Origin of the sequence: uncultured Massilia sp. (genome assembly GCF_913773735.1) — a bacterium.
In the GTDB taxonomy this organism is placed as follows: Bacteria; Pseudomonadota; Gammaproteobacteria; order Burkholderiales; family Burkholderiaceae_D; genus Telluria.
On sequence record NZ_CAJYEB010000049.1, the window covers coordinates 160,279 to 176,380 of the forward strand.

The 16,102-nt window shown below is 73.9% G+C and carries 13 protein-coding genes; 4 read left to right on the forward strand and 9 right to left on the reverse strand.

The window, feature by feature from the left end; all coding sequences use genetic code 11:
- Nucleotides 1-61 precede the first annotated feature (61 nt).
- Nucleotides 62-748: a hypothetical protein gene (locus QZ749_RS24715; protein WP_296952979.1), complete on the reverse strand. Its 687-nt coding sequence runs from the start codon at nucleotides 746-748 to the stop codon at nucleotides 62-64.
- A 162-nt stretch (nucleotides 749-910) separates the two neighbouring features.
- Between QZ749_RS24715 and QZ749_RS24720 the strand changes: the two genes are divergently transcribed.
- A complete protein-coding gene (locus QZ749_RS24720; RefSeq protein ID WP_296952980.1) occupies nucleotides 911-2,257 on the forward strand; it encodes a hypothetical protein in 1,347 nt (448 codons plus the stop codon).
- A 10-nt stretch (nucleotides 2,258-2,267) separates the two neighbouring features.
- Here QZ749_RS24720 and QZ749_RS24725 read toward each other — a convergent pair whose 3' ends face one another.
- Nucleotides 2,268-3,437, reverse strand: a complete 1,170-nt coding sequence (locus QZ749_RS24725) for an efflux RND transporter periplasmic adaptor subunit (protein WP_296952983.1) — start codon at nucleotides 3,435-3,437, stop codon at nucleotides 2,268-2,270.
- Nucleotides 3,427-6,627 (reverse strand): efflux RND transporter permease subunit, encoded by a 3,201-nt coding sequence (locus QZ749_RS24730; protein ID WP_296953119.1) that lies wholly within the window; start codon nucleotides 6,625-6,627, stop codon nucleotides 3,427-3,429. Before QZ749_RS24730 ends, QZ749_RS24725 begins: the two co-directional genes overlap by 11 nt.
- 658 nt (nucleotides 6,628-7,285) lie before the next feature.
- On the opposite strand from QZ749_RS24730, the gene QZ749_RS25615 reads away from it, so the two are divergent.
- Both QZ749_RS25615 and QZ749_RS25620 read left to right on the forward strand, forming a co-directional pair.
- Nucleotides 7,286-8,149, forward strand: coding sequence for a PLP-dependent aminotransferase family protein (locus QZ749_RS25615; protein ID WP_307726679.1), 864 nt, complete (start codon nucleotides 7,286-7,288; stop codon nucleotides 8,147-8,149).
- 48 nt (nucleotides 8,150-8,197) lie between these two features.
- Entirely contained in the window at nucleotides 8,198-8,710 is a 513-nt protein-coding gene (locus QZ749_RS25620) for an aminotransferase class I/II-fold pyridoxal phosphate-dependent enzyme (protein WP_307726682.1), read from the forward strand.
- Between the two features lie 48 nt (nucleotides 8,711-8,758).
- Here QZ749_RS25620 and QZ749_RS24740 read toward each other — a convergent pair whose 3' ends face one another.
- The 5 genes from QZ749_RS24740 to QZ749_RS24760 form a co-directional block, all read right to left on the reverse strand.
- The gene (locus QZ749_RS24740; protein WP_296952985.1) at nucleotides 8,759-9,412 is read right to left on the reverse strand and encodes a response regulator transcription factor; all 654 of its coding nucleotides are present in this window, start codon (nucleotides 9,410-9,412) and stop codon (nucleotides 8,759-8,761) included.
- Nucleotides 9,413-9,501: 89 nt separating this feature from the next.
- Nucleotides 9,502-10,152, reverse strand: coding sequence for an FMN-dependent NADH-azoreductase (locus QZ749_RS24745; protein ID WP_296952987.1), 651 nt, complete (start codon nucleotides 10,150-10,152; stop codon nucleotides 9,502-9,504).
- A gap of 10 nt (nucleotides 10,153-10,162) precedes the next feature.
- Nucleotides 10,163-10,612 carry a GNAT family N-acetyltransferase gene (locus QZ749_RS24750; RefSeq protein WP_296952989.1) on the reverse strand — a complete coding sequence of 150 codons (450 nt, stop codon included), beginning with the start codon at nucleotides 10,610-10,612 and terminating at the stop codon, nucleotides 10,163-10,165.
- Nucleotides 10,613-10,626: 14 nt separating this feature from the next.
- Nucleotides 10,627-11,682 carry a hypothetical protein gene (locus QZ749_RS24755; protein WP_296952993.1) on the reverse strand — a complete coding sequence of 352 codons (1,056 nt, stop codon included), beginning with the start codon at nucleotides 11,680-11,682 and terminating at the stop codon, nucleotides 10,627-10,629.
- 23 nt (nucleotides 11,683-11,705) lie between these two features.
- Nucleotides 11,706-12,914 carry an NAD(P)/FAD-dependent oxidoreductase gene (locus tag QZ749_RS24760; RefSeq protein ID WP_296952995.1) on the reverse strand — a complete coding sequence of 403 codons (1,209 nt, stop codon included), beginning with the start codon at nucleotides 12,912-12,914 and terminating at the stop codon, nucleotides 11,706-11,708.
- Nucleotides 12,915-13,024: 110 nt separating this feature from the next.
- Between QZ749_RS24760 and QZ749_RS24765 the strand changes: the two genes are divergently transcribed.
- Nucleotides 13,025-14,542 (forward strand): PLP-dependent aminotransferase family protein, encoded by a 1,518-nt coding sequence (locus QZ749_RS24765; RefSeq protein WP_296952997.1) that lies wholly within the window; start codon nucleotides 13,025-13,027, stop codon nucleotides 14,540-14,542.
- Nucleotides 14,543-14,546: 4 nt separating this feature from the next.
- Here the strand turns inward: QZ749_RS24765 and QZ749_RS24770 are convergent, their stop codons facing one another.
- A complete protein-coding gene (locus tag QZ749_RS24770; RefSeq protein ID WP_296952999.1) occupies nucleotides 14,547-15,965 on the reverse strand; it encodes an aldehyde dehydrogenase family protein in 1,419 nt (472 codons plus the stop codon).
- Nucleotides 15,966-16,102: the final 137 nt, after the last annotated feature.

The following is a 16,102-nucleotide window of genomic DNA, read 5'->3' on the forward strand; positions in this document are numbered from 1 at the left end:
GAATGCGCCCGCAGGCCGGTCGCGTGGGCCGGGCGGCCCGGCCACGACGCCGCCGCCCGCCTCAGTGCACGCAGCTGACGTAGGCCGTCGCCGTGTCGGCGCGCGCGGCCGTCGCCCCGCTGGCCAGGTCGACGACGGCATGGCCTTCCTGCCCGGCTGCGGCGCCGTCCGACGCCCAGGTCGCGCCCAGCGTCCAGCCGCGGCCCGCCGCGGCGCCGGCGCCGCGCAGCGCGCCCAGTTCCGCGGCCGTCGGCTGGCGCCAGCCGGCCACGCTGTCGATGATCGACGTCTTGCAGAAAGCGTCCGCATTGGTCCAGGTGTCGGTGCGGGTCACGCCGTACCAGATCAGGCCACCCGAGGGGAAGCTGGCCGCGCTCGACGCCGGCGCCACGCAAGCGCCGTTGACGGCGGTCGCCGGGGCGGTGCAGGCCGGGGCGCCGGTGACGGTCAGCGTGGTGGACGTCGACGTCGGGCCATAGCTGCCGTGGCTGGACTGCGCCGCCGTGATCGTGCTCGTGCCGGCGCCGCGGATGGTGACGGTGGCGCCCTCGATGGTGGCGACCGCCGGATTGCTGCTGGTGAAGGTGAACGCGGCCGGGCTGCGCGAGCTGGGCGCCGTCAGGGTGAAGGGAGCGTCGCCCGCGGTCTTGGTGATGGCGGGGAAGTCGCCGAGCGGCGGCCCCTGGTCGGGATCGCCGCAGCCGAGGAGCAGGCAAGCCAGGAACAGCCAACCGAACAGTACCTTCATGATCGTCCTTCGCAAATGGGGATGGGACGCCGACCGGCCGGCGCCGGCATGCGCCCGCTACTCTACCAAAAGCGGCGCCCGACAGATGCGCACTTTGTCACGCGGATCGCGCGGCCGCCGGGCAGGATACAATCCGACACCGAACACCCGCCGGGTCACCTCATGTTCCGATCGAAGCGCATCGCCCTCGTACTGTGCCTGCTCGCCGCCCTGGGCGCGGCGGTCGGCCACGCGATGCTGTCCAGCCTGCAGGCCGTGCCGGCCACGCGCCTCGCGCCGGATGCCGCGTATCCGGACATGCCCGCCGACGTCCGCCATCGCTACCTGACGGTGCCGCTCGACCACGCCGCCCCGGCGCGCGGCGTGTACCGCGCCTACTACCTGCTCGGCAAAGGGTTCGACCCGGCGGGACCGGTGGTGTTCTTCCTGACCGACGGCCAGATGGAGCTGGTGAGCCCGGACGCGGACGCAAGCTTCTTCGATGCCCAGCTGCCCGGCCTGTCCTACGTGCTGGTCGGCCACCGCGGCCACGGCCCGGCGCAATTCCCGGAGGTCTACCGCGGCGGCCGCACCGACGTCGCGGCCGCGATGAACCTGTACGGCTCCTGGCAGCAGGTCGAGGACATCGAGCGCGTGCGCCAGGACATGGCGGCGCACGGCCTGCTGCCGCCGGACGGGCGCATCATGCTGTTCGGCGCTTCCGGCGCCGGCATGCTGGTCCAGCAGTACCTGCATCGCCATGGCGGGCACGTGTCGCGCGCGCTCCTCGCCACCACCGGCGCGCCGGACCTCGCGCGCCTGGGCGGCCGCAGCTTCGCGCGCCGCCTCGACGAATTCGATCCGCGCACGGCGGCGGCGCTGGCGCGCCGCGGCGCGGCGGGCGGCGTCGCGCCGGACCTGGCCTACATGCTGTTCCAGCTGGGACGCCAGGGCGCGGCGGGCCTGGCCCGCTACGCCGACATCGTGCCCGATACGGGCAGCGCGGCGCCGCTGGCCTATGCCTGGCACTGGCTGCATCCGTCCCTGAACTGGCCGCTGGCGCGGTCCCTGATGGACGCGCCGGCCGCCGATGCGGTCAAGGTGCGCATGGTGGAGCTGATGGGCGCGGACCTGAAGGCGCGCGCGGGCGGCAGTGCGGGCGGCAGTGCGGGCAGCAGTTCGGGCGGCAATGCGGGCGGCAGCGCGGGCGAACCGCTGCCGTACGCCTGGTCCGCGCAGGTCCTCGCGGACTTCATGGCGGCGGATGCGCCGCTGCCGGACCTGCGGCTGGACCGCGCCCGCTTCCGGGGGGAAGTGCTGGTCGTGGCGGGCGCCCAGGACGTGGTGTTCTCCCCCGCCATCGGCGCGGCGATCGCGACGGCGTATCCGGACGGACGCTTCCTGCTGGTGCGCGGCGGGCACCGCCTGGAACGCGATCCGGCCTACCAGCACGCGCTGCGCCGCGCATTCTTCCGCCACGGGCTGCACGCGCCGCAGACGCGGGCCCTGCTCGCCGCGCCGCCGGCGTGAGCGGCGCCGGTCAGCCGGACTTGCGCGCGGCGGGAGCGGCCTGCGCCACCTTCACCGCGTCGCCGTCGGCGATGCCGTCCGGCGGGCTGTCGATGATGCGGTCGGCGCGCGTCACGCCGTCGAGCTGCACGGCGCTGCCCAGGTCGCGCGCGATGGCGACCGTCTTCAGCGCCACGCGCCCGCCGGCGCCGACGGTCGCCACCTGCGGCCCGGCCTTGCCGAGGATGACGGCGCCCGGCGGCACGACCACGGCGTCCTGCGCAACCGGCAGGTCGAAACGCACGTTGGCGAAGGCGCCCGGCAGCAGCTCGCCGCCGGCGTTGTCGACGGCCAGCTGGACCAGCATCGCGCCGGTGCCGGTGTTGATGGCCTGGGCCAGCGACTGCACGGTGGCCCGGTAGGTCTTGCCGGCGCGTTCCGGCACGGTCAGCACGGCTTCGCTGCCCGGCTTGATCAACGCCACCTGGCGCTGCGGCACCTGCACGTAGACGCGCAGCTTGCGCAGGTCGGAGACGACGAACAGCTCGCCGCCGCTGGCCGCGCTGCCGGCGCTGACCAGCGCGCCGACGTCGGTATTGCGGGCCGTCACCACGCCGTCGAACGGCGCCACCAGGCGCGTGTAGCGCTTGAGCGCCTGCTGGCGGTCGACGCTGGCCTGCAGCGCCGCCACGTTCGACTGCTTCGAGACCCAGGCGCCCTGCTTCTCGTCGGCTTCCTGCTTCGACACTGCGTTCTGGCCCACCAGCGACTGCCAGCGCCGGGCGGTGCTCTCGGACAGCTGCAGGTCGCTGCGCGCGACGGCCAGCTGGGCCTGCGCCTGGCGCAGGTCCTGGTCGAGGTCGGGCGTCTCCAGCGTGGCGAGCACCTGGCCGGCCTTGACCGGGGTGCCGATGTCGACGTTCCAGCTGCCGACGTAGCCGCTGACGCGCGCGTAGATCGGGGCGCGCGCCCAGGCTTCGATGCGGGCCGGCAGTTCCAGCGGCGCGTTCGGCGCGGCCTTCAGGGCCACCAGGCTGACGGTCGGCACCGCGCGGGCGGCCGCGTCTTGCTGCAGCGCCTCGGCCTGCGAATGGCGCGTGAACAGGCCGCCGGCGACGACGGCGCCGGCGCCGACGACGAAGACGCCGGCCACCAGCAGGCCGCGTCCGGACCTGGCGGAAGAAGAAGTGTTAGTGTGCATGGACGGGGACTCCGGGTTGGTGTGGCAGGTCCGGCGCGCCGCGCGCGGCGCGACGGCCGTGGACCAGGCTGAAGACGACGGGGACGAACACGAGCGTGGCGACGGTCGAGAAGATCAGGCCGCCGATCACGGCGCGGCCCAGCGGGGCGTTCTGCTCGCCGCCCTCGCCCAGGCCCAGCGCCATCGGCAGCATGCCGATCACCATCGCCAGGGCGGTCATCAGGACGGGGCGGAAGCGCACGAAGCCCGCTTCCAGCGCGGCCGCCGACGCGTCCCGCAGTTCCACCAGGCGCTCGCGCGCGAAGCTGATCACCAGCACGCTGTTGGCGGTGGCCACGCCCATGCACATGATGGCGCCCGTGAGCGCCGGCACGGACAGCGTCGTGTGGGTGGCGAACAGCATCCAGACGATGCCGGCCAGCGCGGCCGGCAGCGCCGACACGATCACCGCCGGGTCGCTCCACGACTGGAAGTTCACCACGATCAGCAGGTAGATCAGCACCACGGCGCCCAGCAGGCCGAACAGCAGGCCGGAGAACGCGCGCTCCATCGTCCGCACCTGGCCCAGCATCTCGACGGTCGAACCCTTTGGCACGTCGGCGGCGGTGGCGGCGATGGCCTGGCGGATGTCGGCGGCCACGCCGCCCAGGTCGCGGTCCTGCGTGGTGGCGTGGATCTGCACCATCGGCTGCACGTCGTACTGGCTGACCAGCGCGCTGGCGTTGCTGCGCTGGATGCTGGCGATGGCGCCCAGCGTGGCGGCGTTGGCGTTGCTGCCGTTGCCGATCGGGAGGTCCTGCAGCGCGGCCAGCGAATCCATCTGGTGCTGCGGGGTCTGCATGACGATCGAATAGCTGACGCCGTTGGCAGGATTGAGCCAGTAGGTCGGCGCCACCTGGCTGCTGCCGGCCAGGTTGACGACCATGCTGTTGGCGACGTCGCGCGTGCTCAGGCCCAGCAGCTGCGCCTGGGTGCGGTCGACGTCGACGTTGAACACCGGCGCGCGGTTGCTCTGCTGGATGCGCGCGTCGGCCACGCCGGGGATCGCGCGGATGCGCTTGAGCAGCTTTTGCGCATAGGCGAGGTTGGACTCGACGTCGCGCCCGCGCACCTGCACGTCGATCGGCGCCGGCGAACCGAAGTTCAGGATCTGGCTGACGATGTCGGCGGGCGGGAACGAGAATGTGGTGTCCGGGAACGCGCGCGGCAGCGCTTCGCGCAGCGCGCGCACGTAGTCCGCGGTCGGGCGGTGGCCTTCGGCGAGGGCGATCTGGAAGTCGCCGTCGTGCGAGCCCGAGGTGCCGGTATTGTTGTAGGTGAGGTTGATCGACGACGCGGGCAGGCCGATGTTGTCGACCATCGTGGCGATCTGGCTGCCCGGGATCGTGCGGCGGATCGCCTGCTCGATCCGGGCGAAGCGCGCCGCCGTCTCCTCGATGCGGGTGCCGACCGGCACGCGCGCATGGATCAGCAGCTGGCCCGAATCCACCGCCGGGAAGAAGTTACTGCCCAGGAAAGGCACGAGCAGGAAGGACAGCGCCACCACGGCCAGGAACACCGGCAGGAACACCTTGCGGCGCAGGATCGCCCGTTCCAGCAGGCCGCGGTAGCCGTGGCGGATGCGCTCGAAGCGCGCCTCGAAGCCGCGCTGGAAGCGCTGGGCCGGGTTCAGCCGCTCGACCCGGTCCGCGTGCGCGTCATGCGGCGCGTGGGGCTTGAGCAGCCAGTTGGCCATGGTCGGCACCAGGGTGCGCGACAGGATGAAGGAGCAGACCAGCGCGAAGATCACGGCCTTGGCCATCGGCACGAACAGGAAGCCCGCGACGCCCTCGAGGAAGAACATCGGGATGAACACGATGCAGATGCACAGTAGCGAGACCAGCGCCGGCGCCACGATCTGCTGGGCGCCGTCCAGGATCGCCGGCTCCACCGCCTTGCCGTGTTCCAGGTGCCAGTTGATGTTCTCGATGGTGACGGTGGCGTCGTCCACGAGGATACCGACCGCCAGCGCCAGGCCCCCCAGCGTCATCAGGTTCAGCGTCTCGCCGGTGGCGGCCAGCGCGATCAGCGCGCCCAGGATCGACAGCGGGATCGACACCGCGATGATCACGGTCGAGCGCCAGCTGCCCAGGAACAGCAGGATCATCACGCTGGTGAGGGCCGCCGCGATCGCGCCCTCCATCGCCACGCCCTTGATGGCCGCGCGCACGAACACCGACTGGTCGTTGATCGGCGCGACCTTCAGGGCGTCCGGCAGCGCGCCCTTCATGGCGGCCAGGCGCGAGCGCACGCCGTCGACGATCGCCAGCGTCGAGGCAGTGCCGTTCTTCAGCACCGACATCAGCACCGAGCGGCCGCCGTCGACGTGCACGACATTGGTCTGCGGGGCGTTGCCGTCGTGGACGTCGGCAACGTCGCTCAGCAGGATGGTCGCGCCGTTCACCACCTTGACCGGGATGCGGGCCAGGTCCGCGATCGCCGACGGCGCGCTGTTGAGCTGGATGGTGTATTCGAGGGCGTCGATCTTCTGCGTGCCCACCGGCGTCAGGATGTTCTGGGACGCCAGCGCGTTCGCGATGTCCTGGGCCGACAGGCCGCGCGCCTGCAGCGCGTCCGGCCTGACGTCGACCTGCACCTGGCGCTGCTTGCCGCCGTACGGCAGCGGGATCGCGGCGCCCGGCACCGACACCAGCGGCAGGCGCAGCGTGTTCATGCCCACGTCGAACAGCTGCTGCTCCGACATGCCGGCGCCGGACAGCGCCAGCTGCAGGATCGGCACCGTGGCGGCGTTGTAGTTGATGACCAGCGGCGGCGTGATCCCGGGCGGCATCTGCCTGACCACGCCCTGGGCGATCGCCGTCACCTGGGCGTTGGCCACCGCGATGTTCACGCCCGGCTGGAAGAAGATCTTCACCACGCTCACGCCCGGGTAGGTGTTCGCCTCGATGTGCTCGATGTCGTTGACCGTCGTGGTCAGCGAGCGCTGGAACAGCGTCGAGATGCGGCCGGCCATCTGGTCCGGCGGCAGGCCCGTGTACTGCCAGGCCACCGCGATCACCGGCATGCGGATGTCGGGGAAGATGTCGGTCGGCGTGCGCATGGCGGCCAGCGGCCCGATGATGAGCAGCGTGAGCGCCAGCACGACGAAGGTATAGGGGCGGCGCAGCGCGATGCGGACCAGGCCTAGCAGCATTGTCGGACTCCAGAAGATGAGCGTGCGCACGGACGCCGGCGGCAGGCAACTGCGGCGAACGCCGCGCATCTGCGCGTAAAGACAGCCCAAGCCGGAGAACGAACCGTGCGAGCCCGCTAATATGATGGAAAATTTCCATGCTGGCTAGATGTTTTGCGGTGCAGCACGCGGGGAATTTTGTACAGTCCTGCAACATGTACTGACAACGTTGAATTCCCCGCCGCCCGCAACCGCAGCGCGACACAATCGGATGCCGCCACGGCGCCGGACCGCAACCGTCGTCACGAAAGGACGCCCCCTGTCGCAACGCATCCTGTTGCTCCCCCTGGCGCGAATCGCCGTTCTTCAGCGCGCGCGGACGGGCGGCGCCGGCCGGGGCGGACGCCTGGACGGCCAGCCGGGACGCGACGCCACCGACGCCGCCCGGCCCGCGCCGCGCGAGCGCTTCAGCCGGCGCCGGGCATGTCAGCCATCCTCGGTGGCCCCGGGAACGGCGGCGGCCGGCCGTCGCAAGCCGGCCAGCGGCGTGCGCGCGGCCCGCCCGGCTGTGCCAAGTCCGCACTTTCCGGCTGTGCCAAGAAGGCGCCAGCCGGGCGCGCGCTCGCCCGCGGCCGCACACCGGTGGCATAATCGGCGGTCGACCACGACCATCGCCATGAACCGCGCCCCGCTTCCCTCCTACCTGACGCTCGACCCCGCCAGCACGCTGCCGCGCTACCGCCAGCTGCACCAGCGCGTGCGCGACGCCATCGGCGCCGGCCTGCTGCGGCCGGGCGACCGCATTCCCGCCGCGCGCTGGTTGGCGCAGGAACTGGGCGTGGCGCGCGGCACCGTGGCCGCGGCGGTGGCGCTGCTGGCCGCCGAAGGCTGCGTCGAGACGCGCGGGGCGGCCGGCGCCGTCGTCACCGCGCTGCCCGTGGCGGCCGAAGCGCCGGCCGCGGCGCCGGCGCCGGCCCGCCCCGGCCAGCCGCTGGACCTGGGCGCGGCCGTCGCGCCGCTCGCGCTGCAGATGGGCGTTCCCGCGCTCGACCGGTTCCCGCGCAAGACCTGGGCGCGCCTGGCCGCCGGCGCCGCGCGCGCCACCCAGGCGCGCCACATGCTCAAGGAATCCGCGTTCGGCGCGCCCGGCCTGCGCGCGGCCATCGCCGCCCACCTGCGCATCGCGCGCGGAATCGGCTGCGCCCCGGAACAGGTGTTCGTGACGGCCGGCTACCGCGAGACGCTGCACCGCGTCGCGCGCGTGCTGCTCAGGGCGGGCGACCGGGCCTGGACCGAGGATCCGGGCTTTCCGCCGACGCGCCACCTGCTGGGCGCGCTCGGCATCGAGACCGTGCCGGTGCCGGTCGACGCCGGGGGACTGGCCGTCGCCCAGGCGCTCGCGATGGCGCCGGCGGCGCGCGCCGCCGTGCTCACGCCCGCGCACCAGTGCCCGCTGGGCGTGGCCCTGTCCGGAACGCGCCGGCTGGAACTGCTCGACTGGGCGGCGCGCACCGGCGCCTGGCTGGTCGAGGACGACTAGGACGGCGAATTCCGCCATGCCGGCAAGCCGCTGCCGGCGCTGGCCAGCCTGGACCGCGACGGCCGCGTGCTCTACTGCGGCACCTTCAGCAAGGTGATGTTCCCGGCGCTGCGCCTGGCCTACCTGGTGGTGCCGCCGGCGCTGGTGGAGCGCTTCGAGGCCGACGCCGCCACCTTCGGCGCCGGCCAGCCGCTGCTGACCCAGGCGATCGTGCGCGACTTTCTGCAGGAAGGGCATTTCGTGCGCCACATCCAGCGCATGCGCCGGCTCTACGCCGAGCGCAGCGCGCTGCTGCGCGCGGCCCTGCTGGACGCCGCCGGCGGCCGGCTCGACATCGATCCGCCGCCGGGCGGCATGCACCTGCTGGCGCGCCTGGCGCAGGGCGAGGACCGTGCGCTGGCGGCGCGCCTGCGCGCCGGCGGACTGGCGGTGCAGCCGCTGTCGTCCTGGTACGCCGGGCCGCGCGCGCGCGCCGGCCTGCTGCTGGGCTTCGCCAACGTCGCCGACCCCGGCCAGGCGGCGGTGCTGGCCGCGCGGCTGGCGGCTGCGCTGGACGGCTGAACGGCTGAGCGGCGCGGCCCGGGCATCGCGCCGGGCCGCCCCCTGCCGTCACTGCAGTACCCGCGCCGCCCGCGCCACCGGCGCCTGCTCCGGCGCCGGGACCGCGCTGCGCCGGCCCGGATCGATCAGGCCGCGCGCCGCCGCGACGACGACGGCGTGGGTGCGGGCGGTCGCGTCCAGCTTGCTCATCACGCCCTTCACATGGGTCTTGACGGTGCCGACCCCGATGCCGAGGCGGCGCGCGATCAGCTTGTTGCAATACCCCTCGGCCAGCAGGTGCAGCACGTCGGTCTCGCGCTCGGTCAGCGCGGCCCGCCCGAGGCCGGCCGCCACGTTGCGCGAGACCGGCTCGCTCAGGTAGCGGATGCCGCGCAGCAGCTGGCGCACCGCGTGCGCCAGCTCGTCCGCCGGACAGGACTGGTGCAGGTAGCCCAGCACGCCGCTTTCCATCGCGGTGCGCACGTCCCACTCCTTGTCGCGCTGGCTGACGACCAGCACCGCCTGGCGGCCCGCGCCGGCGCGCGCCAGCGCGATCCCGGTCGCATGGTCGGCCACCAGCACGCGCGCCAGCGCGCGCTGGGCCGGTTCGCGCGCCTCGCTGGTGACGCGCCAGTCCGCGTGCGCGGCGAGGATGGCGTACAGGCCCGCGTCCATCGCGGGGTCGGCGTGCACGACGTGCACGTGGTTCGGAATCGTCGACATGGTCTGGCTCCTGCTGGTGCGGCCGGCGCCGCGGGTTGCGATGCCGTCTTCATCGGCCGCGGCCCCCCGCGCGGGCAAGTCAAGCGATGTCATTCGCCGTGAAGGGCGCCGGTCACACGGGCGCCGGCCGGCGCCGGCAGCGCGGCGAACCAGCCGTCGACCGCCTCGCGGGCCGCGACGCGGGCAGCCTCGGCGCGCTGCGCGCCGAGCGCCGTGCCTTCCAGCGAGAACACGGTGATGTCGCGCAGGCCGATCATCGGCAGCACGGCGCGCAGGTAGGGCTCCAGGAAGTCCGGCTGGCGCGCGCGCGGGCCGGTGCGCAGGCCGCCGCTGCTGACGGCCACGTACACGGGGCGGTCCGCCAGCGTGCCGACCTTGCCCTGCGGCGTCAGGCGCATCGTGCGGTGCACGCGCACCACGTGGTCGAGCCAGGCCTTCAGCGCCGACGGCACGGTAAGGTTGTGCATCGGGGTGCCGATCACCAGCACGTCGGCGGCTTCCAGTTCCGCGATCAGCACGTCGGAGCGCGCCAGCGACGCGCCGCCGGCGGCGCCGTCGCCGCCGCCGAGGGCGTGCGCATAGTCGCCGTCCACGTGCGGCAGGTCGTGCAGCGACAGCAGGCGCTGGACGACGCGCGCGCCGGGACGGCGCCGGTGCAGGTGGCCCACCACGTGCTCGGACAGGCAATGGCTGTCGCTCTCGCGTCCGCGCGGGCTGGCGCTGATGTGCAGGATGTTCATGGAATTCTCCTCATGGCAGTTCGGTTCGGGGCGCGGCGGCATCCGCCGCGAAACGCAGCGCCAGCGGCAGCAGGCCGGCGCGGAAATAGAAGCGCTGGGCGCGCACGTTGGCCAGGCCCGTGTCGAGCACGACCCGGCTGCAGAGCGCGGCGCGGGCGATCGCGCGCAAGGCCTCGACCAGGCGCGCGCCGTGGCGGTGGCCGCGCGCCGCCGGCAGCGTGACCAGGTCGTCCACGTACAGGAAGCGGCCGAAGACGAGGTTTTCCTGGATCCGGTAGCCGGCAAGGGCGACCACCTCCGTGCCCGCGCGCGCCGCCAGGATCCGGTAGCCGCCGGCGCGCATGCGGGCGCAGGCGGCCAGGAAGGCGTCGACATCGGCCAGCGCGGGGCGCAGCGTCGCCATCGCGGGCCAGCAGGCGCGCAGCTCGGCGTCGGTGTCGGCATGGAACAGGTCATCCATGGCATCCTCCCGGTTCAGGCGACGTGGATGCGCAGGCCGCACATCGCCATCGTGATCAGGATCGCGACGGTGGCCGCGAACACGGTACCGCCGGCCAGCACGCGGTCGCCGAGGCGGCGCCCCTTGCCGTGCGCCAGCAGGATGCCGCGCAGGCCGCAGAAGGCGTGGGCGATGGCGAAGAAGACCGCCAGCAGGTAGTACGGCAGCAGGCGGATGTTCCAGGCGTCCTTCAGCAGGCCGTTGGGTGCGCCGACGCCGAAACCCCAGTCGCTGTCGATGCGCAGCACGACGCGCGCCAGGTAGAGCACGGCGTTGACGTGGCTGACCACGGCGAATACCAGGAACACGCCGCCGGCGACCTGGAAGGTGCGCACGGCGTCGCTGGCGCGTCCGGTCAGGCGCCAGGCCATCAGCGCGCCGCTCACGATCAGGAAGCCGAAGGCGCCGATCAGCAGCGGTTCGCCGGCGCGCGAGCGGTACGCCGTGCGCAGCACCTTCATCACGGCGGCGTGGGCGTCGGGGCCGATCCAGCCGACCATGTGGTTGGCCAGGTGGGCGCACAGGTACAGCACGGCGACGACGGCGGCGATGCCGTGCGCGACGCGCCAGCGGCCATTGCCGGCCGCGGCCGGCGCCACCGGCGGCGCGCTGCGCGGCGCCAGCGCCACGGCCAGCGCCAGCGCGCCCCACAGCGCCAGCGTGAACGGCAGGTCCCAGGCGGGATGGCCGAGCAGCATGAAGACCACGCCGGCCAGCGTGAACAGCGGCGGCACCCCCACCGCCAGCAGCGCCACGCGGCGCGCCAGCAGCTGGGCCGCGCTCGGCCGCGGCTCGCGCCCGAGGCGCACCGCCAGCGCCAGCGCCAGCAGCGGCAGCACGTTGGCGGCCAGCAGCAGCGTCGCGGCGGCCAGCCAGGCTTCCCAGCCGGCGCCGACGGCGATCGCGCTGGCGGCGCCGTGGAAACCGGCCAAAACGTAGGGATACACGGCGGCCAGCGCGGGCGCGGCGAACCAGGACGGCCGCAGCGCCGCCGGCGCCACGGCGAGGGAAGCGGGATGGACGTGGGACATGGCGTTTCCTTTCGATGGGCGGTTCAGGGCACGATGACGTGATCGGGATTGGCGGTCGCGAAGGCCGCCTCGCGCTGCGGCGCGGGGGGGTAGATCCATTCGGTGTTGATGGCGCGCTTGAGCGCCTTGGCCTCGGCGCCGGTCAGGCGCACCTGGCGGTCCCACCCTTCCGTGTAGACCGCGCCCCAGGGGCCGAGGTCCAGGCAGGTGACGTACTTGGGCTGGCGGTACGGGTGCAGCGGCAGCCCGGCCAGCTCCGCGGCGGCGTTGTGGCCGGCCACGCGGCCCAGGCCGAGCGCGTGCTGGCACGACATGGCCGCCACGTTGCCGGCATCGTCGGTGGCGGCGCGCGCCACGTCGCCCGCCACGAATACCCCGTCCACCCCGGCCGCATGCAGGAAGTCGTCCGCCGGCACCCGGCCGAAGCGGTCGTGGCCGGCGCCGACCATCACGGCCAGCGGATTGGCGCGCATGCCGGCGGTCCAGATGACGGTGGCGGCTTCGAAGCGGCGCCCGTCCGCCGTGGTGGCGCCGCCGGCATCGATGGCGGCCACCCGCGCGCCGGTCACGACCTCGATCCCGAGCTCGGCCAGCGCCGCCTCGATCACCGGCCGCGGCGCCGGTCCGAGGTCGGGGCCGATCGCTTCGGCCTGCTCCAGGATCACCACGCGCACGTCGGCGTCCAGGCCCAGCACGCGGCGCAGGCGTTGCGGCATCTCGGCCGCGGTCTCGATGCCGGTGAAGCCCCCGCCGGCGACCAGCACCGTGTCGCGCGCCCGGCTCGCCGGCCGCGCCGCCAGGTCGCACAGGTGGCGCTCGAGCGCCTGCGCGCCGTCGAGCTGGTCGACGTCGAACGCATAGGCGGCCAGCCCCGGGACCGCCGGCCGGAACACGCGGCTGCCGGTGGCCAGCACGAAGCGGTCGTAGGGCAGCACGTGGCGCGTGCCGTCGTTGGCGCCGACGTAGACCCGGCGCGCGGCCGCGTCGATGTCCTGCACGTGGCCGGCCAGGTGGCGCACGCCGACCGCCGCGAACAGCGGCGCGAGGTCGGGCGCCATGCCCTCCAGCGCCGCCTCGTACAGGCGCGGACGCATGTGCAGCGCGGCCTGCGGCGAGACGACGGTGATGCCGATGCCGTCTTCCCGGCCCGCCAGCGCCACGGCGCGCGCCGCCGCCAGCGCCGCCCAGGTCCCGGCGAAACCGCTGCCCGCGATGACGATCTCCTGTTTCATGATGTGCTCCTCGGTGGTTGTCGATGGCGCCATTCTCGAATTACACTGGCCTCCTGTCTTGATCCGGATTTCACATAAATGACTAGTCCACTTTGCAGGGGCGGCCGCCGATGAGCGCGCGCCGCCGTACCGATGCGCCGATCTGGTCGCTTCCCCTGGGCAGCCCGGACGACGGCGAAACGCTGCAGCGCTGGCTGTACCGCACGCTGCGCCAGGCCATCCTGGACGGGCGTCTCGGTCCCGGGGCGCGCCTGCCCGGCACCCGCGCGCTGGCGCGCCAGCAGGCGCTCGCGCGCGGCACCGTGCAGGCGGCCTACGACCAGCTGCTGTCCGAGGGCTACCTGGACGCCGCCCGCGGCAGCGCCACGCGCGTGGCGGCGACCCTGCCGGAGCGCAGCCTGCAGGCGCCGGCCGCGCACGACGGGCCGCCGGCGCCCGCGCGCCCCGAGCCGGCACCGCCGCCGGCGGCCTGGTGGACCGGACGGCTGGACGGACTGGGCGCCGCCTTCCCGCTGCAGCCGGCGCCGGGCGGCGCGCCGCCGTTCCACCCGCACCGCTGCGACGTCGCCGCCTTCCCGGTGGACACCTGGCGCCGCCTGCACGTGCGCCACCTGCGCCCGGGCCGCCCGGACGTGTTCGGCGATACCGGCCCCGCTGGCCTGGCGGCGCTGCGCCAGGCGATCGCCGCCCACCTGCACGTGGCGCGCGGCGTGGCGGTGCCGCCCGAGCAGATCGTGGTGCTCGGCAGCGTGCAGCAGGCGCTCGACATCTGCCTGCGCCTGCTGGTCGGGCCGGGCGAGACGGTCTGGATGGAGGATCCGGGCTATGCCGGCGCGCGCCAACTGATGCTGGCCTCGGGCGCGCGCGTGGCCGACGTGCCGGTCGACGCCGACGGCATGCGGGTCGAGGACGGCCTGCGCGCCGCGCCGCACGCGCGCCTGGCCTACGTCACCCCGGCGCGCCAGGCGCCGCTGGGGATGGCGCTGGCGCCGCAGCGGCGCCTGGCCCTGCTCGACTGGGCGGTCGCGAACGATGCCTACGTGTTCGAGGACGACTACGACAGCGAGTACCGGTTCGTCGCCAAGCCGATCCCGGCCCTGCGCAGCCATCCGGGCAGCGAGCGCCACGTGATCCTGGCCGGCACCTTCAGCAAGCTGCTGTTCCCCGGCATCCGCCTGGCCTTCGTCGCGCTGCCGCGCCACCTCGTCGACCGCTTCGTGCGCGCCTTCTCGCTGACCAACCGCGGCGCCGGCGGCCTGGCGCAGGCGGTGCTGGCCGACTTCATGGCCGAGGGCCATTTCGACCGCCACGTGCGGCGCATGCGCCGCCTGTACGCGGCGCGCGCCGCCGCCTTCGAGGATGCGGCGCGGCGCCACTGGCACGGCCTGCTGGAGGTGCCGGCGCCGCAGGCCGGGCTGGACGTGGTGGCGCGCCTCGTCGGCATGGACGAGGACACGGCGCTGGCGCGCCTGGCGCCGGCCGGGCTGACCGGTTTTCCGCTGCGGCGCTACTGCGGCAGCGCGCGTCCGGCGCCCGGACTGGTGATGGGCTTCGCGCCGTTCGACGCCGACGCCATCGAGGATGGCGCGCGGCGCATCGCGCGCGCCCTGTCCGGCCGCGGCGCGTGAGCGCTCAGGCGCCCGCCACCGTCTTCGGCTCGAGATAGGATTCGAGTCCGAAGCTGCCGAACTCGCGCCCCACGCCGGACTGCTTGAAGCCGCCGAAGGGCGCTTCCGGCACGTCGTACAGGCCGTTGACGAACACCCGTCCCGCCTCGATGCGCGCGGCGACGCGCGCGGCGCGGGGGGCATCGGCGCCGAACACGTACGCCTGCAGGCCGTAGACGGTGTCGTTGGCGATCGCCACCGCCTCGTCGTCGTCGCGGTAGGCGATCATCGACAGCACGGGTCCGAAGATCTCCTCGCGCGCGATGGTCATGTCGTTGCGCACCCCGGAAAACAGCGTCGGACGCACGAAGTGGCCCCGTTCCAGCCCCGCCGGCTTGCCGGGACCGCCCACCAGCAGGCGCGCGCCTTCGGCCAGGCCCTGGCGGATGTAGCCCTGCACGCGCTCGTACTGGCGCGCGCTGACCATCGGTCCGATGCGCGTGTCCGGCCGGCGCGGGTCGCCCACCACCAGCGCCGCCATCTCGCGCGCCGCCAGGCGCTCGGCTTCGTCCAGCCGGTGCGCCGGCACCAGCAGGCGCGTGCCGGCCAGGCAGGCCTGGCCGCTGTTGTTGACGGCGGCGGCGACGGCCAGCGGCATGGCGGCCTCGAAATCGGCGTCGTCGAGCAGGATCGTGGGCGACTTGCCGCCCAGTTCCAGCGTCACGCGCTTCATGGTGTCGGCCGCGCCGCGCATGATCGCCTTGCCGACGGCGGTCGAGCCGGTGAACGAGATCTTGGCGACGTCCGGGTGCCGCACGATCTCGGCGCCGACCTCGTCGCCGCGCCCCGTGACGATGTTGAACAGGCCGGGCGGCAGGCCCGCGCCGTGCAGCACCCGCGCCAGCAGCGCCGCCTGGCGGGCGCTCAGTTCGCTGGGCTTGATCACGGCGGTACAGCCGGCCGCCAGCGCCGTGGCCAGCTTGCTGCAGACGAAGCCGTAGGTGGCGTTCCACGGCGTGATCAGGCCGGCCACGCCGACCGGCGTCATGAACACCCTGGCCGCGCCGGCCGTGCGCTCGAAGGCGAAGGTGCGCAGCAGCGCGGCGGCCAGGCCGAAGGACTCGGCGGCGCGCCGCGCCGTGGCCACGCACGTGGCCGGGGCGCCGCCGTATTCCTCGATCATCGTCGCGACGAGTTCGCGCTCGGCCTGCGCCACCGCCCGCTGCAGGCGCTCCAGCCAGCCGATGCGCTCGGCCGGCGTGGTGGCGGACCAGGCGCCGAATGCGCGCCGCGCGGCCGCGATGGCGGCGCGCGTGTCGGTCGCGTCGGCCAGGCGCACCCGCGCGGCCGGCCGGCCGTCGACCGGGTCGATCAGTTCCATGGTGTCGGTGCCGTGCGGCGCGCGGAAGGCGCCGTCGATGTAGATGTGGTCGATGTCGTGCATGCATTCTCCTGTGGAAGCGCGCGCGCTGGCGCAACGCCACCAGTCTAGCGACGCACGATTGCCCCCACCGGGCCAAGACCGCGGTTTTCGACCGGGCCAAGCCAGCGGCGCCCGCTTAAAGATGCATTATTGATGTA